The following is an 18,359-nucleotide window of genomic DNA, read 5'->3' on the forward strand; positions in this document are numbered from 1 at the left end:
GCATAGCGTGAAGAAGTAAAACGGGCACCTCCAATTTCTGGTGCAATCGAACCAAATATGGGTGCGACGTGTCGATGGTCGATTTTCTTCTCTCAGAACGGAAACAGAGGATGCTGAGCGCGTTGCTTCTCCAACCGGACCGACAATATGGCGCCAACGAGCTTATCGCGATCGGAGGGCCGGGGCAGGGCGCGGGGAAGCGAATCCTCGAGCAGTTCGAGAACTCCGGGGTCGTCACGAAGACACCACGCGGAAATCAACGCCTGTATTCGGCAAACAAGCAGAATCCGATCTATTCCGAGCTTCGCTCGATCTGCCTCAAGACCTTCGGGCTTGCCTACGTCATCAGTGAAGAACTCTGCAAGCACCGAGAACAAATCAGCGAAGCTTTCGTCTTCGGGTCGATCGCCCAAGGAACTGACAAGCCGCAGAGCGACGTCGATCTCATGCTTGTCGGGAGCGTAGACCTATTTGATCTGGGTGAAGTTCTAGAGCGCTTGGAGAGAGCGCTCGGAAGACGAATAGACCTGAATCTCTATACCGACGAGGAATGGAACAATGCACAGGGCGATCGCGTCGTCAGGTCGATAGTGGAGGGGCTGCGGATCATGATTTTTGAAAGGATCAGATGAGCGAGACCTTCGCCAACACGCGTGGCACTTTACAGCGGTTAGTCCAGACGCTCTTCTGACTGAAGTGCTAGCGCCAAGTTCGCTGCCTCCATATCCTTGCAACCATCTCCTGAGTTTCGCCGATCGCTGCGAGTTCCTCAAAGCCGATTACGCCGTTCTGAGTTTTAGGCCGCGGCGATCGACAATCTGGCAAACTAGGGCGCGGCTCGGCAAGATGTCGGTGCGAATAACAGTGAGTGAGAGGGGACTATTGCATTTCTGTCCGGCCCAACTGTCGCATTACCAAGATGGGCGCTACACACGAAGATCGCATAATATAGATTATGGAACTAAAACAATTCTTTAGTGGCTGCTGAGGCAGATAGCCCCTTGAACCGCCTTGAAATCGAGCGTGGATCATCTGATCATACTTATCGGAATTGGCGTCAAGGCTATGGGGTTTGTATTGGAACGCTTCGAATTACGGCGATTGCGTGCGGCGGATGCACCAGCGTTTCGGCATATCCGTTTACAGGCACTGTACAAGCATCCCGAAGCGTTTGGCGCTTCGTGGGCGGATGAAAATGAATTTGATGAACCGCACTTCGCCAAAAGACTGGAAAGCGGCTATGTTATCGGCGGGTTCTCTGATCAACAGACTATTGTTGGCACAATTGGTATCAAGTCCTCTCAAGCTGAGAAGACGCGACACATAGCTTCTATTTGGGGCATGTATGTCAGCCCTTCAGCGCGTAGTCGTGGGTTGGGGCGGCTTTTACTCATGGCGGCGATATCCGAACTGGAGCACTCCGTTAAATCGATAAGGCTCTGCGTGGAAGCCAACAACGGAGCGGCGATAAACCTCTATGAGTCTGTCGGTTTCAGACGTTGGGCTCTTGAGGCCGAAGCACTCAAGGTTGGAGATACGTATCACGATGAGATTTTGATGCGTTTGGATGTCACCTAGAAACGGTCTTCAACATCTGTCATCCGACTACTCCTCAAATCTCACCCGAAGCCTCGCGGCGTCGCATCTCCAGTTCTTCGCTGTAGCGGCGTAACGTGTGGCTTTCAGTCAACAGTCCCACCGGCCGGTTTTCCACCTTGTCATTGACGACGGCCAGCGCTTCGCTTTCGGTGTTGTCGAAAGCGGCAGCGGCTTGGCGCGCGTTCATGGTCGGAAGCAGCACGTCGTTCTTGTAATGCAGATATGTTTCAAGTCCGATCTTCGAAGCGTCGCGCTCCATCGGGTCGGCGTAGATTTCCGGCACCAGAATCATGCCTGCATAGCGACCGTCGTCGTGGGTCATGATGACGCGCTGGGTCGAGCCGAGCGGAAACTTTTCCTTGAAGGCTTCAAGGCCCATGCTGAGGTTGGCTTTGCGGATATCGGCACGCATCATCTTGCCAACGGTCAGGTCGCGGATCCAGCCGATGTCATGCGCGCTACGGATGCTTTCTCCGCGCAGGTGAAAACGCCATGTGGCGAAGGAGTAGCCGAAGGTGGTTCGCACCACGAGCGATGTGGTGATCACGGCGGCCAGCACAAGCGCGGTGATCTGGAAGTCACCGGTCAGCTCCAGGGCAAGAAACGTCATGGTCAAAGGGCCACCGATGATAGCGGCAGCAAAGGCGCTCATGCCGATAACGGCGTAGACGACCGGTTGCGTGGCGCCATAGCCGATATATGGTGCGCAGATCGCAAAAATCTTGCCCAGTAGCGAGCCCATGAACAGCGACGCGAAAAACAGGCCGCCACGGAAGCTCGATCCGATGGAGACCGCACTGGCCGTCGCCTTGAGCAGAAACAGCCCCACAAGGCCAAACAGTGTAATATTCGCATCGAGATTGAGATGCAGCGCGCCATGGCCGCTGGACAGCACCTGCGGTGAAATCAGTGCCAATGCGCCAACGACGAGACCACCGAGTGTTGGACGAAGCCAAAGTGGAATGGCGCTTTTGCGCGCGGTCTCCTCGATGAAGGATACTGCCTGCATCAGAACGATGCCGATGCCTGCGCACACGACGCCGAGGAAGATGGCTGGCACATAATCCGTCGGCGTCACCGTACTGGAGCCGACAACATCGATATTGATGCCATGGTGTGAAACGAGACCTGCCACGATATTCGCCACCAGCGCTGAGACGATCAGCGGTGCAAGCGTGACGATGGTATAGGTGCCGATAATCAACTCGATGGCGTAGAACGTACCCGTCAACGGCGCGTTGAAGGCGGCAGCAATGGCGCCGGCGGCGCCGCATCCAACAAGGATGCGCATGTCCCCTCGCCTCAGCTTCAAATTAAGACCGAGTTTCGACGCGACGCCACTGGCGACCTGCGTATAGCCAGCCTCAAGGCCGACAGAGGCGCCAAAGCCGTTGGAGACGATGTTCTGCACGCAGACAATGATACTGTCGGTCAAAGACAGACGCCCGCCATGCAGCGCATTGGCCTCGATCGGGTCGACCATCGGCTTTTTGCGGGTTCGGGAGAGAATGAAGAGAATCAAGCCAAGAACCGCACCACCGACGACTGGCCCGGCCAGCACGGTCCAACCAGTGAGATTGCTGCTGCTCAGCCTCTCGACCCCGAAGACGAAAACGTGAAGCGCCGTGCTCAGCGCGCCAATCAAAGCAACGAGAAGCCCTGCGGCGGCACCAACGAGGATCGCGAGAATGACGAGCGCAAGTTCGCCGCGACGGAACAGAGCACGCAGTCGACCGCTGCGGATATTGTCGAAAAAGCTCGCCATGCTGGGGGCGCGGAAGGGCTTGGTCGACATTGCATTCCTCTGTTGCAGCTACAGGCGCTCGTCCGCCAATTCCACCTCGAAACGCATCTGATCATAGCCGGGTTCGACATGGTCCGGCGTTTCCCGCAAGACGGTTTCATAATCCAGTGGCGTGTGCATATGCGTCAGTATCGCGTGCTTGGCGCCAAGCTTCTCGATCCAGGCGAGCGACTGCTCAAGCGAAAGATGGCTGGGGTGATAGCGATACTGCAACGTGTCGATGACAATCGTGTCGAGATTTTGAAGTTTCGCTACGGATTCTGGTGGAAAATCACTGACATCTGTGCAGTAGGCCACATCCCCGATGCGAAATCCAAGCGAGATGATATCGCCATGTTGCTGCAGGTGCGGCGTGATCCGCAGACGACCACCCTCGCCGTCGATGACGATGTCCTGATCCAGATCCTCGATCAGATGGGGTTCGATGATCGGCGGATAGTTGCTGCCGACGGGCGTCTCAAGACAGTAAGGAAAACCGTCGCGAATGCGTTGCATCGTGTCCGGCTCGGCATAGATCGGTATCCGGCTTCCAGAGGTGATGAAGTAGCCGCGCAGATCGTCGATTCCGTGCAGATGATCCGCATGATGATGGGTGTAAATCACGGCATCGATCGTCTTGACCCCGGCAGCAATCATTTGCTCGCGAAAATCCGGACCGGTATCGACAACGACCGTCGTTACACCGCCGTCTGGCGCGATCTGCTCGATCAGGAACGCGGCACGGGTGCGTCTGTTTTTCGGGTTGGTCGGGTCGCAGGCACCCCAGTCTCCATTGATGCGCGGAACGCCAGGAGAAGACGAACAGCCAAGAATGGTGAAGCGACGCCGGTATAATGCCAAGGATCAGACCTTTGTCATTTTCGAAAAACAGCGAAAAGCATTGTCCGTGGTGATCTCGGCCATTTTCTCGTAGGAGAGGCCGTGAACCTCGGCCAGTACCTCAGCCGTGTTGACGACGTAGGATGGCTCGTTGCGCTTCCCACGCCAGCGCTTCGGCGCAAGATACGGCGCATCCGTTTCCACCAGTAGCCGGTCCAGGGGAACTGTCGCGGCGATATCGCGGATGTCCTGCGACTTCGGAAAGGTCAGAATGCCGGAAAAGGACACGTAGCCGCCAAGCTCGACACCAGCCTTTGCAAGATCGGGACCTGCTGAGAAGCAATGGAGAATGAAGGGGAAGGCCCCCTTCCCGCTTTCCTCGCGCAAGATTGCGATCATGTCATCATCGGCGCTGCGGCTGTGAATGACGAGCGGGAGCTTGGTGATGCGTGCCGCTTCGATATGGCGCCGCAGGCCGGTTTTCTGGTCTTCCGGCTTCTGCGTATCATAGAAGTGATCCAGACCCGCCTCACCGATCGCCACGATCTTGTCATGGCTGTTGGCAAGCCGCACGAGGTCGTCCGTTGAAATATCCAACTCTTCGTCGGCATTGTTCGGATGCGTACCGACCGAACAGAAAACGGACGGATATGCGTCTACGATCTTAAGCAGTTCCGGCAGACGCCGAACACGGGTCGAGATCGTCACCATCTGGGCAACGCCCGACGCATGGGCGCGCGCGATGATGTCGTCGCGCTCCGCATCAAAATCGGCAAAGTCCAGATGGCAATGGGTATCGATCAGCATGCTGTGCTTCACGCCTCCGGCGCCACATAACGCGGGAAGACCGGCTTTGGCGCCTCAAGCGGCGTACCGGGCACCAGACGACCAGCTTCTCCAAGCGCCGCAAAATCCCGCTTGTCGGCAGGTGAAGCCACGAGATCGAGAAGCTTCTCGCAGGAGGCCGGCATGAAGGGCTGCAGCAAAATGCCGATCTGGCGCACGACTTCCGCCGTCACATAAAGCACGGTGCCCATCCGCTCCGGATCGGTCTTCTTTAGCGCCCATGGTTCCTGGCTGGCGAAATAGCGGTCCGTTTCGGAAACGACAGCGATGATCGAGGCCAGCGCCTTGTGGATCATCTGCTTGTTCATCTCGTCGCGGCAGCTCGCCAAAAGCGCATCGGCCGCAGCAAGCATGGCCTTGTCTTCATCGGTGTAGGGACCGGGTGTAGGGATTTGCCCATCGCAGTTCTTGACGATCATGGAGAGCGAACGGCTGGCGAGGTTGCCAATACCGTTGGCGAGATCGGCGTTGATACGGGTCGCAATACCCTCCTCGCTGTAGCTGCCATCCTGGCCGAATGAGACTTCGCGCAGGAAGAAATAGCGTACCTGATCAAGCCCGAAATGGTTCACCAGATTGACCGGATCGACCACATTGCCGAGAGACTTCGACATCTTCTCGCCCTTGTTGAGCAGGAAGCCATGAGCATAGACGCGCTTTGGCAGCGGCAGCCCCGCGCTCATCAGGAAAGCTGGCCAGTAGACGGCGTGGAAACGGATAATGTCCTTGCCGATGATATGCACATCAGCCGGCCAGTATTTTGCCCGCGGGCCATTTTTGTCTTCAATATAGCCTGTCGCAGTAATGTAGTTGGTCAGCGCATCTACCCACACATACATCACATGCTTCGGATCGTTCGGCACCTTGATGCCCCAGTCGAAGGTCGTGCGCGAAACGGAAAGATCCTTCAGACCCGATTTGACGAAGGAGATGATTTCATTGCGGCGCTCGGCCGGACCAATGAAATCGGGATTCTCCTCATAGTGCTTCAAAAGCTTGTCTTGATATTCTGAGAGCTTGAAGAAGTAGCTTTCCTCCTCCACCCACTCCACCGGCGTGCCTTGCGGCCCATAGCGAACGCCATCGGCGCGCACCTCGGTTTCGTCCTCGGCGTAATAGGCCTCATCGCGGACCGAGTACCATCCGGCGTAGCTATCCTTGTAGATGTCACCGGCATTTGACATCAGGTTCCAGATGTTGCGCGACGTCTCGTGGTGACGCTCTTCCGTGGTACGGATGAAATCGTCGTTGGAGGCATTCAGCAGCTTGCCCATCTCGCGAAACTGATCGGAATTGCGCTGCGCCAGTTCTTCCGGCGAAATGCCTTCCGCACGCGCCGTCTGCTGCATCTTCTGCCCGTGCTCGTCGGTGCCCGTCAAAAAGAACACATCCCGCCCATCCAGACGCTGAAACCGCGCCATGGCATCCGTCGCGATCAGCTCATAGGCATGGCCGATATGCGGCTTGCCGTTTGGGTAGGAAATCGCGGTGGTGATGTAAAAAGGGGTCTTGTCTGTCATGACGCTCGATCGGCTTTACGGTCTGATTTTTGAGTTAGACCGCTTTAGCCTATTGTTCGCACAAGCGAAAGCAAAAGCCGTACATTTCGTACGATCAAACCGAGCGCATGTCTTCCAGAATGGAAAGCACCATCTGCTTCTTGTCGAGATTGTAGGCCTGCGCAATCGTAATACGCTCGGAGAGCGACGATGACAGGCGCGCCTGGCGCTCGGCGCCCCTCAGATCACCGGCGACGGCCGCGGCTTTGGCGCGGTGCATCAGCTCTTCGGTCGCGTGCTCCATGAAAAATCCGAGAATGATATCGCCATCCTTCTGCGCCAAAGCATCGGCCAGCTTGTGCATCTGCTTGCGTGCCGAAGGCCCTTCCGCACTCATCACGGCGTTGAAGACGTCGACGATATCGGAGCCGCCATAATTGACGAGCTTCAGCGCTTGCGCGACGCTGCCTTTGGAGGCTTGTAGCAACGCCTCGCGCTTCTCGCCTGCGACACTCAGCCCCAGATTATCAAGTGCACGCTCCATGGCGCTGTCAGCCAAAGGCTGGAGACGCAGGGGCATGCAGCGCGATCGTATGGTTGGCAGAAGCTTGCCGGGCGCATGGGACAGCACCAGGAACATTGCCCGTTTCGGCGGCTCCTCCAGGATTTTCAGGATCGCATTGGCAGCGTTGCGGTTGAGGTCATCCGCCGGGTCGATGATCACGATCCGCCAGTTGCCAGTGCCCGACGTTTGCGAGAAGAAGTGCCCTGCCCGCCTCACCTCATCCACGGTGATGGCAGACTTCGTCTTTCCGGTTTTTTCATCGACTGGCCGAGTCAGGTGCAGGAGATTGTGCGATGCGCCCGATGAAATCTGGCGGCTGACGAAAGACGATGGCTCAGGATCGGCAATCTGGTCGGGCGCCTCCGTCGGATCGGGATGGGTGAGAACATGATTGGCGAAGCGAAAGGCGAGCGTCGCCTTGCCGATCCCTTCCGGCCCTTCGATCAGAACGGCATGGTGCCCTTTGCCGGAGCGATAGGACTGCGCTAGAAATTGCTCCGCCTCTTCATGACCGAAAAGGCGCGTATTGTCCTGAGGGGCAATGGCACCATCGAGAACGCCTGGCGTCTCACTCATTGCGCCACATCCGGAAGATGATCAAAACGCTCCAGCAACGGCTCGACCATGGACAGAACGTCTTCCGTCACCCTCTCTTGCGGCTGCTTGGCATCCACGATCCGGCAACGCCGTGGCTCGTTCAGCGCAATGTCAAGATAAGCTTCGCGCCGCTTTTCATGCGTTTCCAGCTCTTCCTTCTCGAAACGATCAGGCGTTGCGCCATCATCGGCGCGCTTGCGTGCCCGCGCCAAACCATCCACAGCCGGAATATCGAAGATCAGCGTGAGATCAGGCATGGTGCCGTCCACCGCAATACGTTGCAGCGTCTCGATAAAATCCGGCTCCAGGTTTCCAGTCGTTCCCTGATAAACGCGTGACGAATCGAGAAAGCGATCGCACAGAACCACCGCGCCGCTCTCGAGTGCCGGACGGATCACCTCTTCGACATGGTCGTTTCGTGCTGCGGCAAACAGCATCGCTTCCATGCGCACGCCAAATGCTTCCGCAGCCCCGGAGAGCAGCACGTGACGAATGGCTTCTGCCCCTGGCGAACCGCCGGGCTCCCGTGTCACGACAACTTCCAACCCGCGGCTGCGCAGGGTTTCCGCCAGAATACGGATCTGCGTGGACTTGCCAGCGCCCTCGCCGCCTTCAAAGCTTATGAACAGTCCTTTTTGGGGCAATGTCTTTTCCTGATAGTCTCAGCTTTGCTTCTTATTAGACGATATCGCCGCGGCGCGAAACGGCTTCGGCGACGCTGCGCATCCTTTTCAGGCGTACCGCGGGCTTTTTCAGAGCCAGAAAAACAGCAGTTCTTTCAGGGCGCCTGCCGCATTCTGGGTCAGCGTGCCGGGTGCAACGGCCGCCGTCGTATAAAGCGGCACTTCCCGCAACAATCGCTCACCGGAGAAGATGCGAAGCGTAGCAGCGTTGAAACCCGGCTCAAGCGGCGCGTTGAGCGGCCAGTTGTAGACGATCCGCCCCGATAACCGATCAGGGTTGTTGAGCGGCACGAGCACGCTTACCGTCTCATGCACCGCAAGATCGATGGCCGAAGCCGCGCCGCCATAGACGCTGACGCTGCCAACGGTCTCGTTCTTTTGAAACAGCTCGCGCTTTTGAAACGCCGTCAGTCCCCACTCGACGACGCGACGGGCTTCTTCCTGCCGCGTCTTGTCGTCTTCCATCCCGGCAAGCGTCAGGTAGATACGGCGACCGTCTCGTTCGGCGGAGATGACAGCGGAATAGCCATGGCCCTCGGCAAAGCCGAGCCCAAGACCATCGATGCCGAGATCAGGGGCAAGAAGCGTATTCTTGTTGCGTTGAAAGATGCGGTTCCACTCGAAATCCGGCTTGGTGAACAGGCTGTAGCGATCCGGATAGGTATCGCGCATATGCTTGGCCAGCGTCACCATGTCCTTGGCGGTCGTCTTGTTGGCCGGGTCGGGAAGACCAGTGGAATTGGCAAAGACGCTTCCCGTCAGACCAAGCGCTTTCGCCCGCTCCGTCATCGTCTTGGCGAAGGCCGCGTCGGAGCCAGTCATGCCTTCCGCCAGAATGATGCAGCCATCATTGGCATTTTGAACCACGATGCCTGTCAGAAGATCATTGATGCTGACGGAGGATTTCAGTGCTGCAAACATGGTTGACGTTCGGGACGGAGCACCACCCGTTCGCCAGGCATATTCCGAGACAGGATAAGCCGTCTCCGGCGTGACGCGCTCATTCTTCAGCGCATCCAGAACGGTTTCAACCGTCATCAGCTTGGCAAGAGAGGCAGGTGGAAATTGGGTGTTCTCATTCAGCGATAGCAGGACTGTGCCCGTCTCGGCATCGATCATATAGGCCTGCTGCGCTTTGACCGCGAGACCACCGGATTGGGAAAACGCAGTGCCTATGCTGCAGGCAAGCGCCAGCGCAACGAGGCTGAGACGCCGGAAGATTTTCGGTATCAAAGTCACCATGAAACGCCGGCCCGCCGTCTGTTTTGCTGCTTCACGCCCGCCGGACGATCCATAAAATGGAATCGTCCTCAGACACAGCGATTATGGGCCACAAGGCCGCCGAGGCAAAGCTCAACGGGCCTTGTTCTGCTTGTTCTTTACGTAGTTCAGAATGGACTGTTCCGTCAGCTCGCCACGCTCGACAAGAACGGCGTCGAAAACGTGAGCAGCCTTGGATGCTGGCGCTGCTTCGGAATAGGCGGAAGCGTAGCGCGGCGATGGGCCTGGAACGCGCAGGAAGTTGCCTTCAGGACGCTCGTTGATAAACGGACCGATCTCTGGAAGCGCGATGAACTGAACGTTGCCCTGCCCTCCAAAGGAAGCCGGAGCGGGACCCTCAACCAGCGGCATGGCCTGGAGCGCATTGTTCTTCTTCGTGCCAACCAGCGCGGTCTGCGCCGAGCCACCGTAAGCAGGGTTGGATGGAATCGGAATATTGCTTTTCGATGCAGAGGCAACCATCACACCGCTTGCAATCTGACCTTCAGGATTGACGCCCGGAGAACGCGATCCTTTGGGAATGTAGGACGCCATGAGGAATGGCATGTCGTGACCGTCAAGCGGTGCGCGACCGACATACTGCACGCGAACCTTGGCAGTGCCCGTACCCTTCATGTCGAGCAGATCGGCTGTCTTGCTGGAGACGTCGATCAGGCGACCCTCATGGAACGGGCCGCGATCGTTGACGCGCACGACGACAGAGGAGCCGTTTTCGAGGTTGGTCACGCGGGCGTAGCTTGGAAGCGGGAACGTCGGATGGGCGGCAGAAAGATGTTCTTTGTCGTAGGCTTCGCCATTGGCCGTCATGCGGCCATGAAAGGCGGAACCATACCAGGATGCCAGGCCTGACTTGTCGTAGCCCGGATCTTCCTTCGGGAAGTACCGACGGCCCTTGACCGTGTAGGCGTTACCGACGAGGAACCGGCCACCGCCCTTGGGGACGTTGGCACCTTCTGCGATACGCGGACTTGCCTTCACGCCATATTCCGACTCGGCGAAATATTCCTTGCTGCGCTTCGGCTTCGTTTTTGTTTCCGACGTCGTCGAACATGATGCGGTCGCGGCGCAGAGAACGGCAATGCCGACCCATTTGACGCTGACGCCAAGCTTCGTAACGGTAGACTTCAAATTCTTGCCCCGTGCTGCTTTAGACCGCGCCTGTGCACGGCCCCTCTCACACCTCGATGATCACGCCCATCACATCGAAGCACTTAACGGATGCCTAATCTTGCCCGCAACATGGCGAAAATGCGAACGATATGATCCGGAAAGCTAAAATTGTAATCAACGTGGTTAAGCAATGGTTAAATCTGAACTGATGAGAGCGACTGGTAAATAAGGCTTTTGAGGCAATTGACGCGCTGGCCCAAATGTTTATAAACCCGCGGCAGGCGAGGATGGGTGTCCGAGTGGTTTAAGGAACCGGTCTTGAAAACCGGCGTGCGGGAGACCGTACCGTGGGTTCGAATCCCACCCCATCCGCCATTTTCAGAAAAATCAAATACTTGCTGTATCACCCACGCAACGGGTTTGGCGTCCGCTGTCTTCTGATCGGTGCTTTCGCAGCGGCTAGGCTCCACATCCTGGCGTAGCGACGCCTTGGCTTGTGTTGAAAGTTGGTGATCCGAACCGTTCTTCGTCGTGGTCTCGAATGCCCGCCTTCAAGCGCGGTGGAACCTTGTGCATCGGCATATGTTAATGTCCGGCATTGGGAGAGAAATCATGAAGCTTTTAAGCGCAGCGATCTGCCTCGTTTCCGTCGGAATTCTGAGTGGATGCGTGGATGACCGCGGTTACCGCAGTGGCGGCTACTATTCGGCGGGCGTTTACGACCGATCCTATGAAAGGGATCGATACTACCGCAACTACGACCGCCGCGATTGGCGTGATCGCCGCGGCCCGCGCCGTGACTACCGCTACCGCCCACCGGTCTATGGCGGCACTCAAGAGTATCGCGTCATCGTCAGGTAAACTGTAGAAACTGTTGCGGTTTCAAACGTCTCAGCAGAATAAAAGCCTTTGGACATCGGCGCCGGTAAAGCGTTTCGCTAAGTTGCAAACACCAGACGGCCAGGGACACGATCGCTATTCAACTATTGGAGTAGAGTAGTCCCTTCGTGAGGCGACCAGACTAAGCAGTCGGCGGCATCCGGAGCCTCCTCAAGTGATGGCAAGGACCACATCTCCGGTCGTGCCCCACAAGCTTGGAGCCTACCCGCAATTCGCCCCCAGATTTAGGTGTTTCATCCGTCGCACACCTCGACGTCCGCCGCTAAAGATGAGCGGCAAAATGAGCCGAAAACCGATGACAGTTCCGGCTCATCGAGGTGGCTTACTTCCAGCTTCGATAATCTCCAGCCGTGCAGCCAAATGGTGCGTTTTGATCGCCGAAGCGTTTTTGCAATTGGGCGCATCCCCACTTGTTAATTGGACCCGGCATGAGGTTGTTAATGTCCATGGCCGGTGACGTGAATTGTGACGGCGCGGCGGTAACATACCAGAGCCAGTAGCCTCCGAGTCCGACGATCATCAGCAGGATGATGATACCGAATGCCTTAAGGCCTTGCAGGGCGGAAGCGCCAGCGGATTTTTGAGGCTGGGTTCCTGTCGTCCGCGTGACTTCCGACACCGCTGTATTGGCAGCGACAGCTGACAGCGCCTGTGCCCTCTCCGCGTCGGTCAATTCGATCCGCTCCAGACGATCGTCCAGAAGGACGGGCAGTGGGCTGTTCTTCTGCCAGGCTGCAAGCGCGATATCGTGTTTTTCGGATTGTCCGATGATGAATGGAACCTCATCCCTGCCCATCAGCGAGAAGGACTGCCGCTTCGTCTTGTTGTCGCGGATCGTGTCCGAATAGGTGAGGAAAACGCCACCGCGTTTTTTCGTGACATTCGTGAGAGCGACAGGCAACAGGGTCAGTGGCTGAGCTTCGCTGAGCTTGGCCTTTGCCCGGAAAAATCGAACGAGTGCAAAAAGCAGGGCGATCCCGCCGAAGCCGAGAAGAACAAAAAGGATTGCCAGGGTGATAATCCGGTTCCACAGCATGTCGAGACCGAGCGAGATGGTCGCAAGCTGCGGATCAGAGCCCGAGATGAAAAGACCTGCCTCATAGTCTCCGGAGTGCATATCGATGAACATCACCTCAACGTCGCTGTTATAGTGCTTGCCCTGATAATCGTAGGCGAGCTTGGCGTTGCAGGTGGTGAAGACAGCCTTCCGAGTTTTGCAGCTGCCGTTGAGATCGCCGTCCTCGATCTCCACCGGGTTCTGGCTAATCTTATAGTCCCGGATGATTCCAGGTCCTTCAGCCCACAGCATGAAGACGGCGAGTGCCAGCAGAATCAGCGGAGAGAAGTAGTAGGCGAATGGTACGGACAACACGCCACGCTTTAGTTTCAAAGGGCGCGGAGGAAGCTTGATGTCGGGGATTGTCATGATGGCCTTTGCGCAGTTTCTGATCACAAGCGCGGCATCAATAGTTTATCAGAGATAACTAAACAACCGCGACAAGCCACTTGACCGGTTTCACCTTATCCGGTTGCGCTGGCGGAATCGGCCGGGGCAGTACGCCGCGCGGTCTGAATTGCGCTCATCATAAAAGATGTCACAAGTCTCGCATGGTCATCGGTTCTCGTCGCGATGGCGATCGGTGCGCGCGGTGATTGCCCGGCGATCGGGCGGTAGACGGCGCCTTCATTCCGGATCGAACCAACCGAGCGCGGCACGATCGAAACGCCAAAGCCTGCGGCAACCAGAGGGATGATGGAAACGATCTGCGACGCCTCCTGGCCGAGCTTGGGGCTGACGCCTGCCTCGTTGCAGGCGGAGACGATGCTGTCATAGAGGCCAGGTCCGATGTCTCGGGGAAAGAGAATCAGATTCTCACCGGCAATGGCGTCGAGCGGCACCGCGTCATGGTCACGCAAAGCATGATCGGCGGGCAGCGCGATCACCATGTCTTCATCCAGACAGGCGCGAACGGAGAGCAACCCATCTTCAAGAACCGGCGGGCGGATGAAGGCCACATCCAGCCTCCCTTCCCGCAGGCCCGCAAGAAGAGCGGGCGTATTGCTCTGCTCCGGCGACAGCACAACATCTGGATAGGCTGAACGATAGGCGCGAATGATGAGCGGAATTGCCGGATGAAAATAGGTGGCGCCGGCAAAGCCTAGACGGAGGCGTCCCGTTTGGCCGGCCGCGTGGCGCCGCACCTGAGTGAGTGCGTCCTCGAAGCGCGCGACAATATCCAGCGCAGTCTCCTGAAATACCCTCCCCGCCGCCGTCAACTCCACGCCCTTGGCATGTCGAGTGAAAAGCTGTGCACCCACCGTTTCCTCAAGCTGACGGATCTGCATGCTGAGTGGCGGCTGGCGAATGCCAATCTTCTCTGCGGCTCGGGTGAAATGCTTTTGCTCCGCCACGACAAGGAAATAGCGAAGCCGCCGAATATCGATGTCATCCAATATCATATATGAAAAAGCCTCTGTTTATATATTGGAAATTAGATCGAAATGCTCCCAGCTTTCAAGGCAGACACCGATGCAAAGCAGAGAAGGAGATATCCATGACCATGACCGTCGCTGATCTACTGGCAGAAACCCTCGCCGATATCGGTGTCGAACGCATCTGGGGCGTCACTGGCGATAGCCTCAACGGGCTGAACGACAGCCTGAGGCGGCTTGGAAAAATAGAATGGATGCATGTGCGTCATGAAGAGACCGCTGCCTTTGCAGCGGGCGCCGAAGCGGCAGTCACCGGCAAGTTGGCCGTCTGCGCCGGCAGTTGCGGCCCGGGCAACCTGCATTTGATCAATGGCCTGTTCGACTGCAAGCGCAATCACGTTCCGGTACTGGCGATCGCGGCTCACATCCCCTCCTCCGAAATTGGTCTCGGCTATTTTCAGGAAACCCATCCGCAGGAACTGTTTCGCGAATGCGCGGATTTTGTCGAGCTCGTCTCCAATCCCGCACAGATGCCGGGCGTCCTCAACCGCGCGCTGAATACGGCAATCGGCCAGAACGGCGTTGCCGTGCTTGTCATTCCGGGCGATGTCGCTCTCGCCAATGCGCCCGTTTCGACAGTCCCGCCTCAGGCCGTTCCGGCCCTGCCTCGCATCCTCCCACGCGAGGAGGAAATCAGCCGCCTTGCCAATCTGCTGAATGAGGGCAAGGCCATCACCATTCTCGCGGGCAGTGGCTGCGCTGGCCATCACGATGCCGTTGTGGCTTTGGCAGAGGCACTGAAAGCCCCGGTGGTTCATGCGCTGCGTGGCAAGGAACATGTCGAATGGGACAACCCCTTCGATGTTGGCATGACAGGTCTGATCGGCTTCTCGTCCGGTTATCACGCCATGGAAAATGCCGACACGCTGGTGATGCTCGGCACCGATTTCCCCTATCGCGCCTTCTATCCGACGAAGGCGCGGATCATTCAGATCGACCGCGATGCGGGCGCGCTGGGAAAGCGCGCCACGCTGACGCAAGGCCTGGTCGGCGACGTTGGCGAGACAATCTCAGCTCTTATGCCGCACTTGAAGCCTCGCAGCGACGCGCATTTTCTCGACGCTGCCCGCGCCAATTATCTCAAGGCGCGCGAAGGACTGGATGATCTGGCGAAACCCTCTGGGGCCGGCCAACCGATCCATCCGCAATATCTGGCACAACGAATCAGCGAACTTGCGGCAGAAGACGCGATCTTTACCGCCGATGTCGGTACCCCCACCGTCTGGGCGGCACGCTATCTGGCGATGAATGGCAAGCGGCGTCTGCTGGGCTCCTTCAACCACGGCTCGATGGCAAATGCCATGCTTCAGGCCATCGGCGCCCAGGCTGCAGCCCCCGACCGGCAGGTCGTGTCACTCTCAGGTGACGGCGGCTTCACCATGATGATGGGCGACTTCATCACGCTGGCGCAACTCAATCTACCGGTCAAAATCGTCGTCTTCAACAATGGCTCGCTCGGCTTCGTGGCAATGGAAATGAAAGCGGCCGGCTATATCGATACCGGCACGGACCTCGAAAACCCGAATTTTGCCGCCATGGCCAACGCCATGGGCATCAAGGGCATCCGGGTCGAAGAATCCGTTGATGTCGACTGGGCTTTGAGTTCCGCCTTTGCCCATCCAGGCCCCGTGCTGGTGGATGTCGTGACCGCGAAACAGGAACTCGTCATGCCGCCGAAGATCAAGGCCGAACAGGCCAAGGGCTTCAGCCTCTACATGCTGAAGGCCATCATCAGCGGCCGCGGCGATGAGGTGGTCGAACTCGCACGTACCAATCTGCTGAGGTAAGGGAGACGACGGTGAACGAGACACGCGTCCGCGACCTGGCTTTTGTCCTGCGCTGCTCGGGGGCCGCGACGCTGTCCTATATTCTGGCGGAGGCGGCCGGGCTTCCTCATCCCGTCTGGGCTGCGATGTCCGGTATCATCGTTGGTCAGGAAAAGCTTGGCGATACGCGCCAGGCTACCATCGGGCGGTTTGCCGGCACGCTGCTCGGCGTGATCATCGCCGTTGTCATTGGAACGGCGGCGCAAGGCTTTGGCATCGGTCCTGTAGCGGAAATTGCCATTGCCGTCGCGCTCGCAGCCGTCATCGTGCGAAGCTATCCATCTTTGAAGGTTTGTATGTGGACCTGTCCCATCGTGTTCCTGACAAGCACGGCGGAGACGCCTCTTTGGGAAGTCGGCATGTATCGAGGCGCGGAAGTTTTGCTGGGGAGCGCTGTCGGTGCAGCGCTGCATGCCATCGCGGAACAGATTATCTGGATGCGTTATGGCCGACGCTGAACAGCAAAGACGCCGTGGTAATATCCGGTTGAAAGGCAGATGGGCGCTACCTCATCTTCGACGGGCCGCCCGCCGGCTGGAATTGCGCGCCGTCGGCCTGCTCCCCGAGCAATTCAGCGGCGAAGAAGGTGCGCGCGCCGCACTCGCTGTCGGAGCGCCGTTGATCATCGCGCTGACAACCGGTCAGCCCGCACTCGGCTGGGCGGTCTTCGCTGCGTTCTGGACATGCCTTTGCGACGGACCAGGTCCTCATGCCATGCGCCGCCACACCCTTGGACTTTTCGTCCTGATCGGCACCGTCCTCGCCTTTGCCGGATCCTGGGGCGCATCGGCGGGGATGGAAACTGCTCTCGCCGTCGGTCCTGCTCTTGTCTTCGTCGCCATACTGGCTGGTGCTGCCTTTTCCCTCGACGGTTTGCTGGGGACACTGCTCGCTGTGGTCGCCGTTGTTGCTGTCGGCTTTCCGCACCCGGCTCCCGCCGCTGCAGCGCAGTCGCTGACATTCCTGGCTGGCGGAAGCTGGGCCTTTATCCTCATCAATCTGGTCTGGCGCATCGATCCAACGGCCTCGCTCGACCGCAACGCGGGTGCGGTCATCGCACGGCTGTTCGATATGGCAGCAGATCTGGCCGCCATTGGCGATCGCGGCCATCGAGACGCGCAGTGGCACAGTGAACATGCCGAGCACAGACGCGCCGTGCGCATGTCGATGGAGCGATTGAGAACGGTGCTGGCTCGGCACCCGGCAGACGCGCGTCAATACCACAATGCGCTCCGGGCAACAGAGATCATCTTCGGCGCCCTCGTCGCCTTGGACCACGCCTATATCCACAGATTGGGGCCGACAACGGAGCGCGCGACAACAGCGCGTGCGTTCGCCACCGCCCTGCTCGGGGTCCGCCTCTCTCTGCGAGACGATGTCCGTCAGAGAAACCTCCTTCGCCGCGGCATCGAGCGGCTGGACAGGACAGCCAAAGATATGAAAGACGATCTCATGATCGGCTGCGTGCTGGCGCTTAAGAACGCGTTGCGCTTGCTTGAAAACCCGGAGCAATCCAACGAGGCTTTGGCAGCACCGCCGCATCAGGTCGCTCCAAACTGGAGGGAACGGGCAAGAGGTGCCATGAGGCTGGGCTTACGCCAGGCTGCGGGTGTCATTGGCGTCTACTACATCGCCATCATCTTTCAGTTGGGTTACCCCTACTGGGCAACAATGGCGCTGATCGTCTGCCTTCAGGGCGGCGCTCGTGTGACATGGGCGCGATCGCTCGAGCGCATTTTCGGTTCCCTGCTCGGTGGCTTTCTGGCTCTGGCACTGCTCTCCGTCACGCAGCACCCCGTCATCCTGTGCGTGCTGGCAATCCTGCTTGCCAGCGTCACGATTTCGCTGCGGGCGGTCAATTATTCCGTCTTCGTCGTGGTCCTGACCATGCTCTTCATCATCGTCACCGATATGATGCATCCAGGAAGCGGTGTCGCCGCAGCGCGTGTGGTGGATAACCTGCTTGGCAGCATCGCAGCACTGCTGGCCGTACTGGTTCTCTGGCCGGATTTCGGACTGCCGCTCCACACGTTGATCGTGAAAGGCCGGGAAGCAAATCGCGCCTATCTGGAAAGCGTCACGGCTGGAAGACCTGTGCTGGATGTGCGCACCGCACAGCGTGCCGCAGGACTGGCGAGCATCGATGTCGAAGTTGCGCTGCACGACCTCAGCGGCTTGCGATACCGCCGCCATCGACTGAATGAAAGTGACCAGTCGGCTCTGCGTGAGATGCGCAACCTTGCAGGCGAGGCAGCCGCAGCTTGGCACAGGCGGCTTGCAAGGGACCATGTGACGTGAAGCCATTCCGTCAACCAGAAACGGGGCGGTGGAAATCCC

The 18,359-nt window shown here is 58.1% G+C and carries 16 protein-coding genes and 1 tRNA gene; 7 read left to right on the forward strand and 10 right to left on the reverse strand.

Annotation, left to right across the window (positions count from 1 at the left end):
- The first annotated feature begins 74 nt into the window (after nucleotides 1-74).
- Nucleotides 75-632 carry a nucleotidyltransferase domain-containing protein gene (locus PVA19_RS10580; protein ID WP_274102386.1) on the forward strand — a complete coding sequence of 186 codons (558 nt, stop codon included), beginning with the start codon at nucleotides 75-77 and terminating at the stop codon, nucleotides 630-632.
- Nucleotides 633-1,023: 391 nt separating this feature from the next.
- On the forward strand, nucleotides 1,024-1,578 hold the full coding sequence (locus tag PVA19_RS10585; protein ID WP_274102387.1) for a GNAT family N-acetyltransferase: 555 nt from the start codon (nucleotides 1,024-1,026) through the stop codon (nucleotides 1,576-1,578).
- A gap of 34 nt (nucleotides 1,579-1,612) precedes the next feature.
- On the opposite strand, the gene PVA19_RS10590 is transcribed toward PVA19_RS10585, so the two are convergent.
- The 8 genes from PVA19_RS10590 to PVA19_RS10625 form a co-directional block, all read right to left on the reverse strand.
- Nucleotides 1,613-3,394, reverse strand: coding sequence for a chloride channel protein (locus PVA19_RS10590; protein WP_274102389.1), 1,782 nt, complete (start codon nucleotides 3,392-3,394; stop codon nucleotides 1,613-1,615).
- Nucleotides 3,395-3,412: 18 nt separating this feature from the next.
- Nucleotides 3,413-4,243 carry an MBL fold metallo-hydrolase gene (locus tag PVA19_RS10595; protein ID WP_274102391.1) on the reverse strand — a complete coding sequence of 277 codons (831 nt, stop codon included), beginning with the start codon at nucleotides 4,241-4,243 and terminating at the stop codon, nucleotides 3,413-3,415.
- A gap of 3 nt (nucleotides 4,244-4,246) precedes the next feature.
- Complete coding sequence (locus PVA19_RS10600) at nucleotides 4,247-5,029, reverse strand: TatD family hydrolase (protein ID WP_274102392.1); 783 nt, start codon at nucleotides 5,027-5,029, stop codon at nucleotides 4,247-4,249.
- A gap of 8 nt (nucleotides 5,030-5,037) precedes the next feature.
- The gene (gene metG, locus PVA19_RS10605) at nucleotides 5,038-6,588 is read right to left on the reverse strand and encodes a methionine--tRNA ligase (RefSeq protein WP_274102394.1); all 1,551 of its coding nucleotides are present in this window, start codon (nucleotides 6,586-6,588) and stop codon (nucleotides 5,038-5,040) included.
- Between the two features lie 94 nt (nucleotides 6,589-6,682).
- Nucleotides 6,683-7,708, reverse strand: coding sequence for a DNA polymerase III subunit delta' (locus tag PVA19_RS10610; protein WP_274102395.1), 1,026 nt, complete (start codon nucleotides 7,706-7,708; stop codon nucleotides 6,683-6,685).
- On the reverse strand, nucleotides 7,705-8,373 hold the full coding sequence (tmk, locus tag PVA19_RS10615) for a dTMP kinase (protein ID WP_113227480.1): 669 nt from the start codon (nucleotides 8,371-8,373) through the stop codon (nucleotides 7,705-7,707). The genes PVA19_RS10610 and tmk overlap by 4 nt, the downstream gene beginning before the upstream one ends.
- A 108-nt stretch (nucleotides 8,374-8,481) precedes the next feature.
- Entirely contained in the window at nucleotides 8,482-9,654 is a 1,173-nt protein-coding gene (locus tag PVA19_RS10620; RefSeq protein WP_274102396.1) for a D-alanyl-D-alanine carboxypeptidase family protein, read from the reverse strand.
- A 111-nt stretch (nucleotides 9,655-9,765) separates the two neighbouring features.
- The gene (locus PVA19_RS10625) at nucleotides 9,766-10,821 is read right to left on the reverse strand and encodes a septal ring lytic transglycosylase RlpA family protein (RefSeq protein ID WP_113265787.1); all 1,056 of its coding nucleotides are present in this window, start codon (nucleotides 10,819-10,821) and stop codon (nucleotides 9,766-9,768) included.
- Nucleotides 10,822-11,088: 267 nt separating this feature from the next.
- Between PVA19_RS10625 and PVA19_RS10630 the strand changes: the two genes are divergently transcribed.
- Both PVA19_RS10630 and PVA19_RS10635 read left to right on the forward strand, forming a co-directional pair.
- Nucleotides 11,089-11,178: transfer RNA gene (locus tag PVA19_RS10630), tRNA-Ser, on the forward strand.
- A gap of 237 nt (nucleotides 11,179-11,415) precedes the next feature.
- Entirely contained in the window at nucleotides 11,416-11,664 is a 249-nt protein-coding gene (locus PVA19_RS10635; RefSeq protein WP_062425214.1) for a hypothetical protein, read from the forward strand.
- A gap of 361 nt (nucleotides 11,665-12,025) precedes the next feature.
- Here PVA19_RS10635 and PVA19_RS10640 read toward each other — a convergent pair whose 3' ends face one another.
- Both PVA19_RS10640 and PVA19_RS10645 read right to left on the reverse strand, forming a co-directional pair.
- Complete coding sequence (locus PVA19_RS10640; RefSeq protein WP_274102398.1) at nucleotides 12,026-13,129, reverse strand: hypothetical protein; 1,104 nt, start codon at nucleotides 13,127-13,129, stop codon at nucleotides 12,026-12,028.
- A 95-nt stretch (nucleotides 13,130-13,224) separates the two neighbouring features.
- Nucleotides 13,225-14,163: a LysR family transcriptional regulator gene (locus tag PVA19_RS10645; protein ID WP_274102399.1), complete on the reverse strand. Its 939-nt coding sequence runs from the start codon at nucleotides 14,161-14,163 to the stop codon at nucleotides 13,225-13,227.
- Between the two features lie 95 nt (nucleotides 14,164-14,258).
- On the opposite strand from PVA19_RS10645, the gene poxB reads away from it, so the two are divergent.
- From poxB to PVA19_RS10660, 3 genes are read left to right on the forward strand one after another with little or no spacing between them, the layout of a single operon-like run.
- Nucleotides 14,259-15,983: a ubiquinone-dependent pyruvate dehydrogenase gene (gene poxB, locus PVA19_RS10650; protein WP_274102400.1), complete on the forward strand. Its 1,725-nt coding sequence runs from the start codon at nucleotides 14,259-14,261 to the stop codon at nucleotides 15,981-15,983.
- 11 nt (nucleotides 15,984-15,994) lie between these two features.
- Nucleotides 15,995-16,480 carry an FUSC family protein gene (locus PVA19_RS10655; protein ID WP_274102401.1) on the forward strand — a complete coding sequence of 162 codons (486 nt, stop codon included), beginning with the start codon at nucleotides 15,995-15,997 and terminating at the stop codon, nucleotides 16,478-16,480.
- Nucleotides 16,467-18,320, forward strand: coding sequence for an FUSC family protein (locus PVA19_RS10660; RefSeq protein ID WP_274102402.1), 1,854 nt, complete (start codon nucleotides 16,467-16,469; stop codon nucleotides 18,318-18,320). The genes PVA19_RS10655 and PVA19_RS10660 overlap by 14 nt, the downstream gene beginning before the upstream one ends.
- The last annotated feature ends 39 nt before the right edge of the window (nucleotides 18,321-18,359 follow it).

The sequence above is a fragment of the Agrobacterium sp. CNPSo 3708 genome (assembly GCF_028674915.1).
In the GTDB taxonomy this organism is placed as follows: domain Bacteria; phylum Pseudomonadota; class Alphaproteobacteria; order Rhizobiales; family Rhizobiaceae; genus Agrobacterium; species Agrobacterium cavarae.

Bases quoted from the DNA above. Each gene is read 5' to 3' on its own strand.
- PVA19_RS10580 (WP_274102386.1), top strand. From the start codon at position 75: ATGGTCGATTTTCTTCTCTCAGAACGGAAACAGAGGATGCTGAGCGCG.
- PVA19_RS10590 (WP_274102389.1), bottom strand. From the start codon at position 3,394: ATGTCGACCAAGCCCTTCCGCGCCCCCAGCATGGCGAGCTTTTTCGAC.
- PVA19_RS10600 (WP_274102392.1), bottom strand. From the start codon at position 5,029: ATGCTGATCGATACCCATTGCCATCTGGACTTTGCCGATTTTGATGCG.
- metG (WP_274102394.1), bottom strand. From the start codon at position 6,588: ATGACAGACAAGACCCCTTTTTACATCACCACCGCGATTTCCTACCCA.
- PVA19_RS10610 (WP_274102395.1), bottom strand. From the start codon at position 7,708: ATGAGTGAGACGCCAGGCGTTCTCGATGGTGCCATTGCCCCTCAGGAC.
- PVA19_RS10620 (WP_274102396.1), bottom strand. From the start codon at position 9,654: ATGGTGACTTTGATACCGAAAATCTTCCGGCGTCTCAGCCTCGTTGCG.
- PVA19_RS10635 (WP_062425214.1), top strand. From the start codon at position 11,416: ATGAAGCTTTTAAGCGCAGCGATCTGCCTCGTTTCCGTCGGAATTCTG.
- PVA19_RS10640 (WP_274102398.1), bottom strand. From the start codon at position 13,129: ATGACAATCCCCGACATCAAGCTTCCTCCGCGCCCTTTGAAACTAAAG.
- PVA19_RS10645 (WP_274102399.1), bottom strand. From the start codon at position 14,163: ATGATATTGGATGACATCGATATTCGGCGGCTTCGCTATTTCCTTGTC.
- poxB (WP_274102400.1), top strand. From the start codon at position 14,259: ATGACCATGACCGTCGCTGATCTACTGGCAGAAACCCTCGCCGATATC.
- PVA19_RS10660 (WP_274102402.1), top strand. From the start codon at position 16,467: ATGGCCGACGCTGAACAGCAAAGACGCCGTGGTAATATCCGGTTGAAA.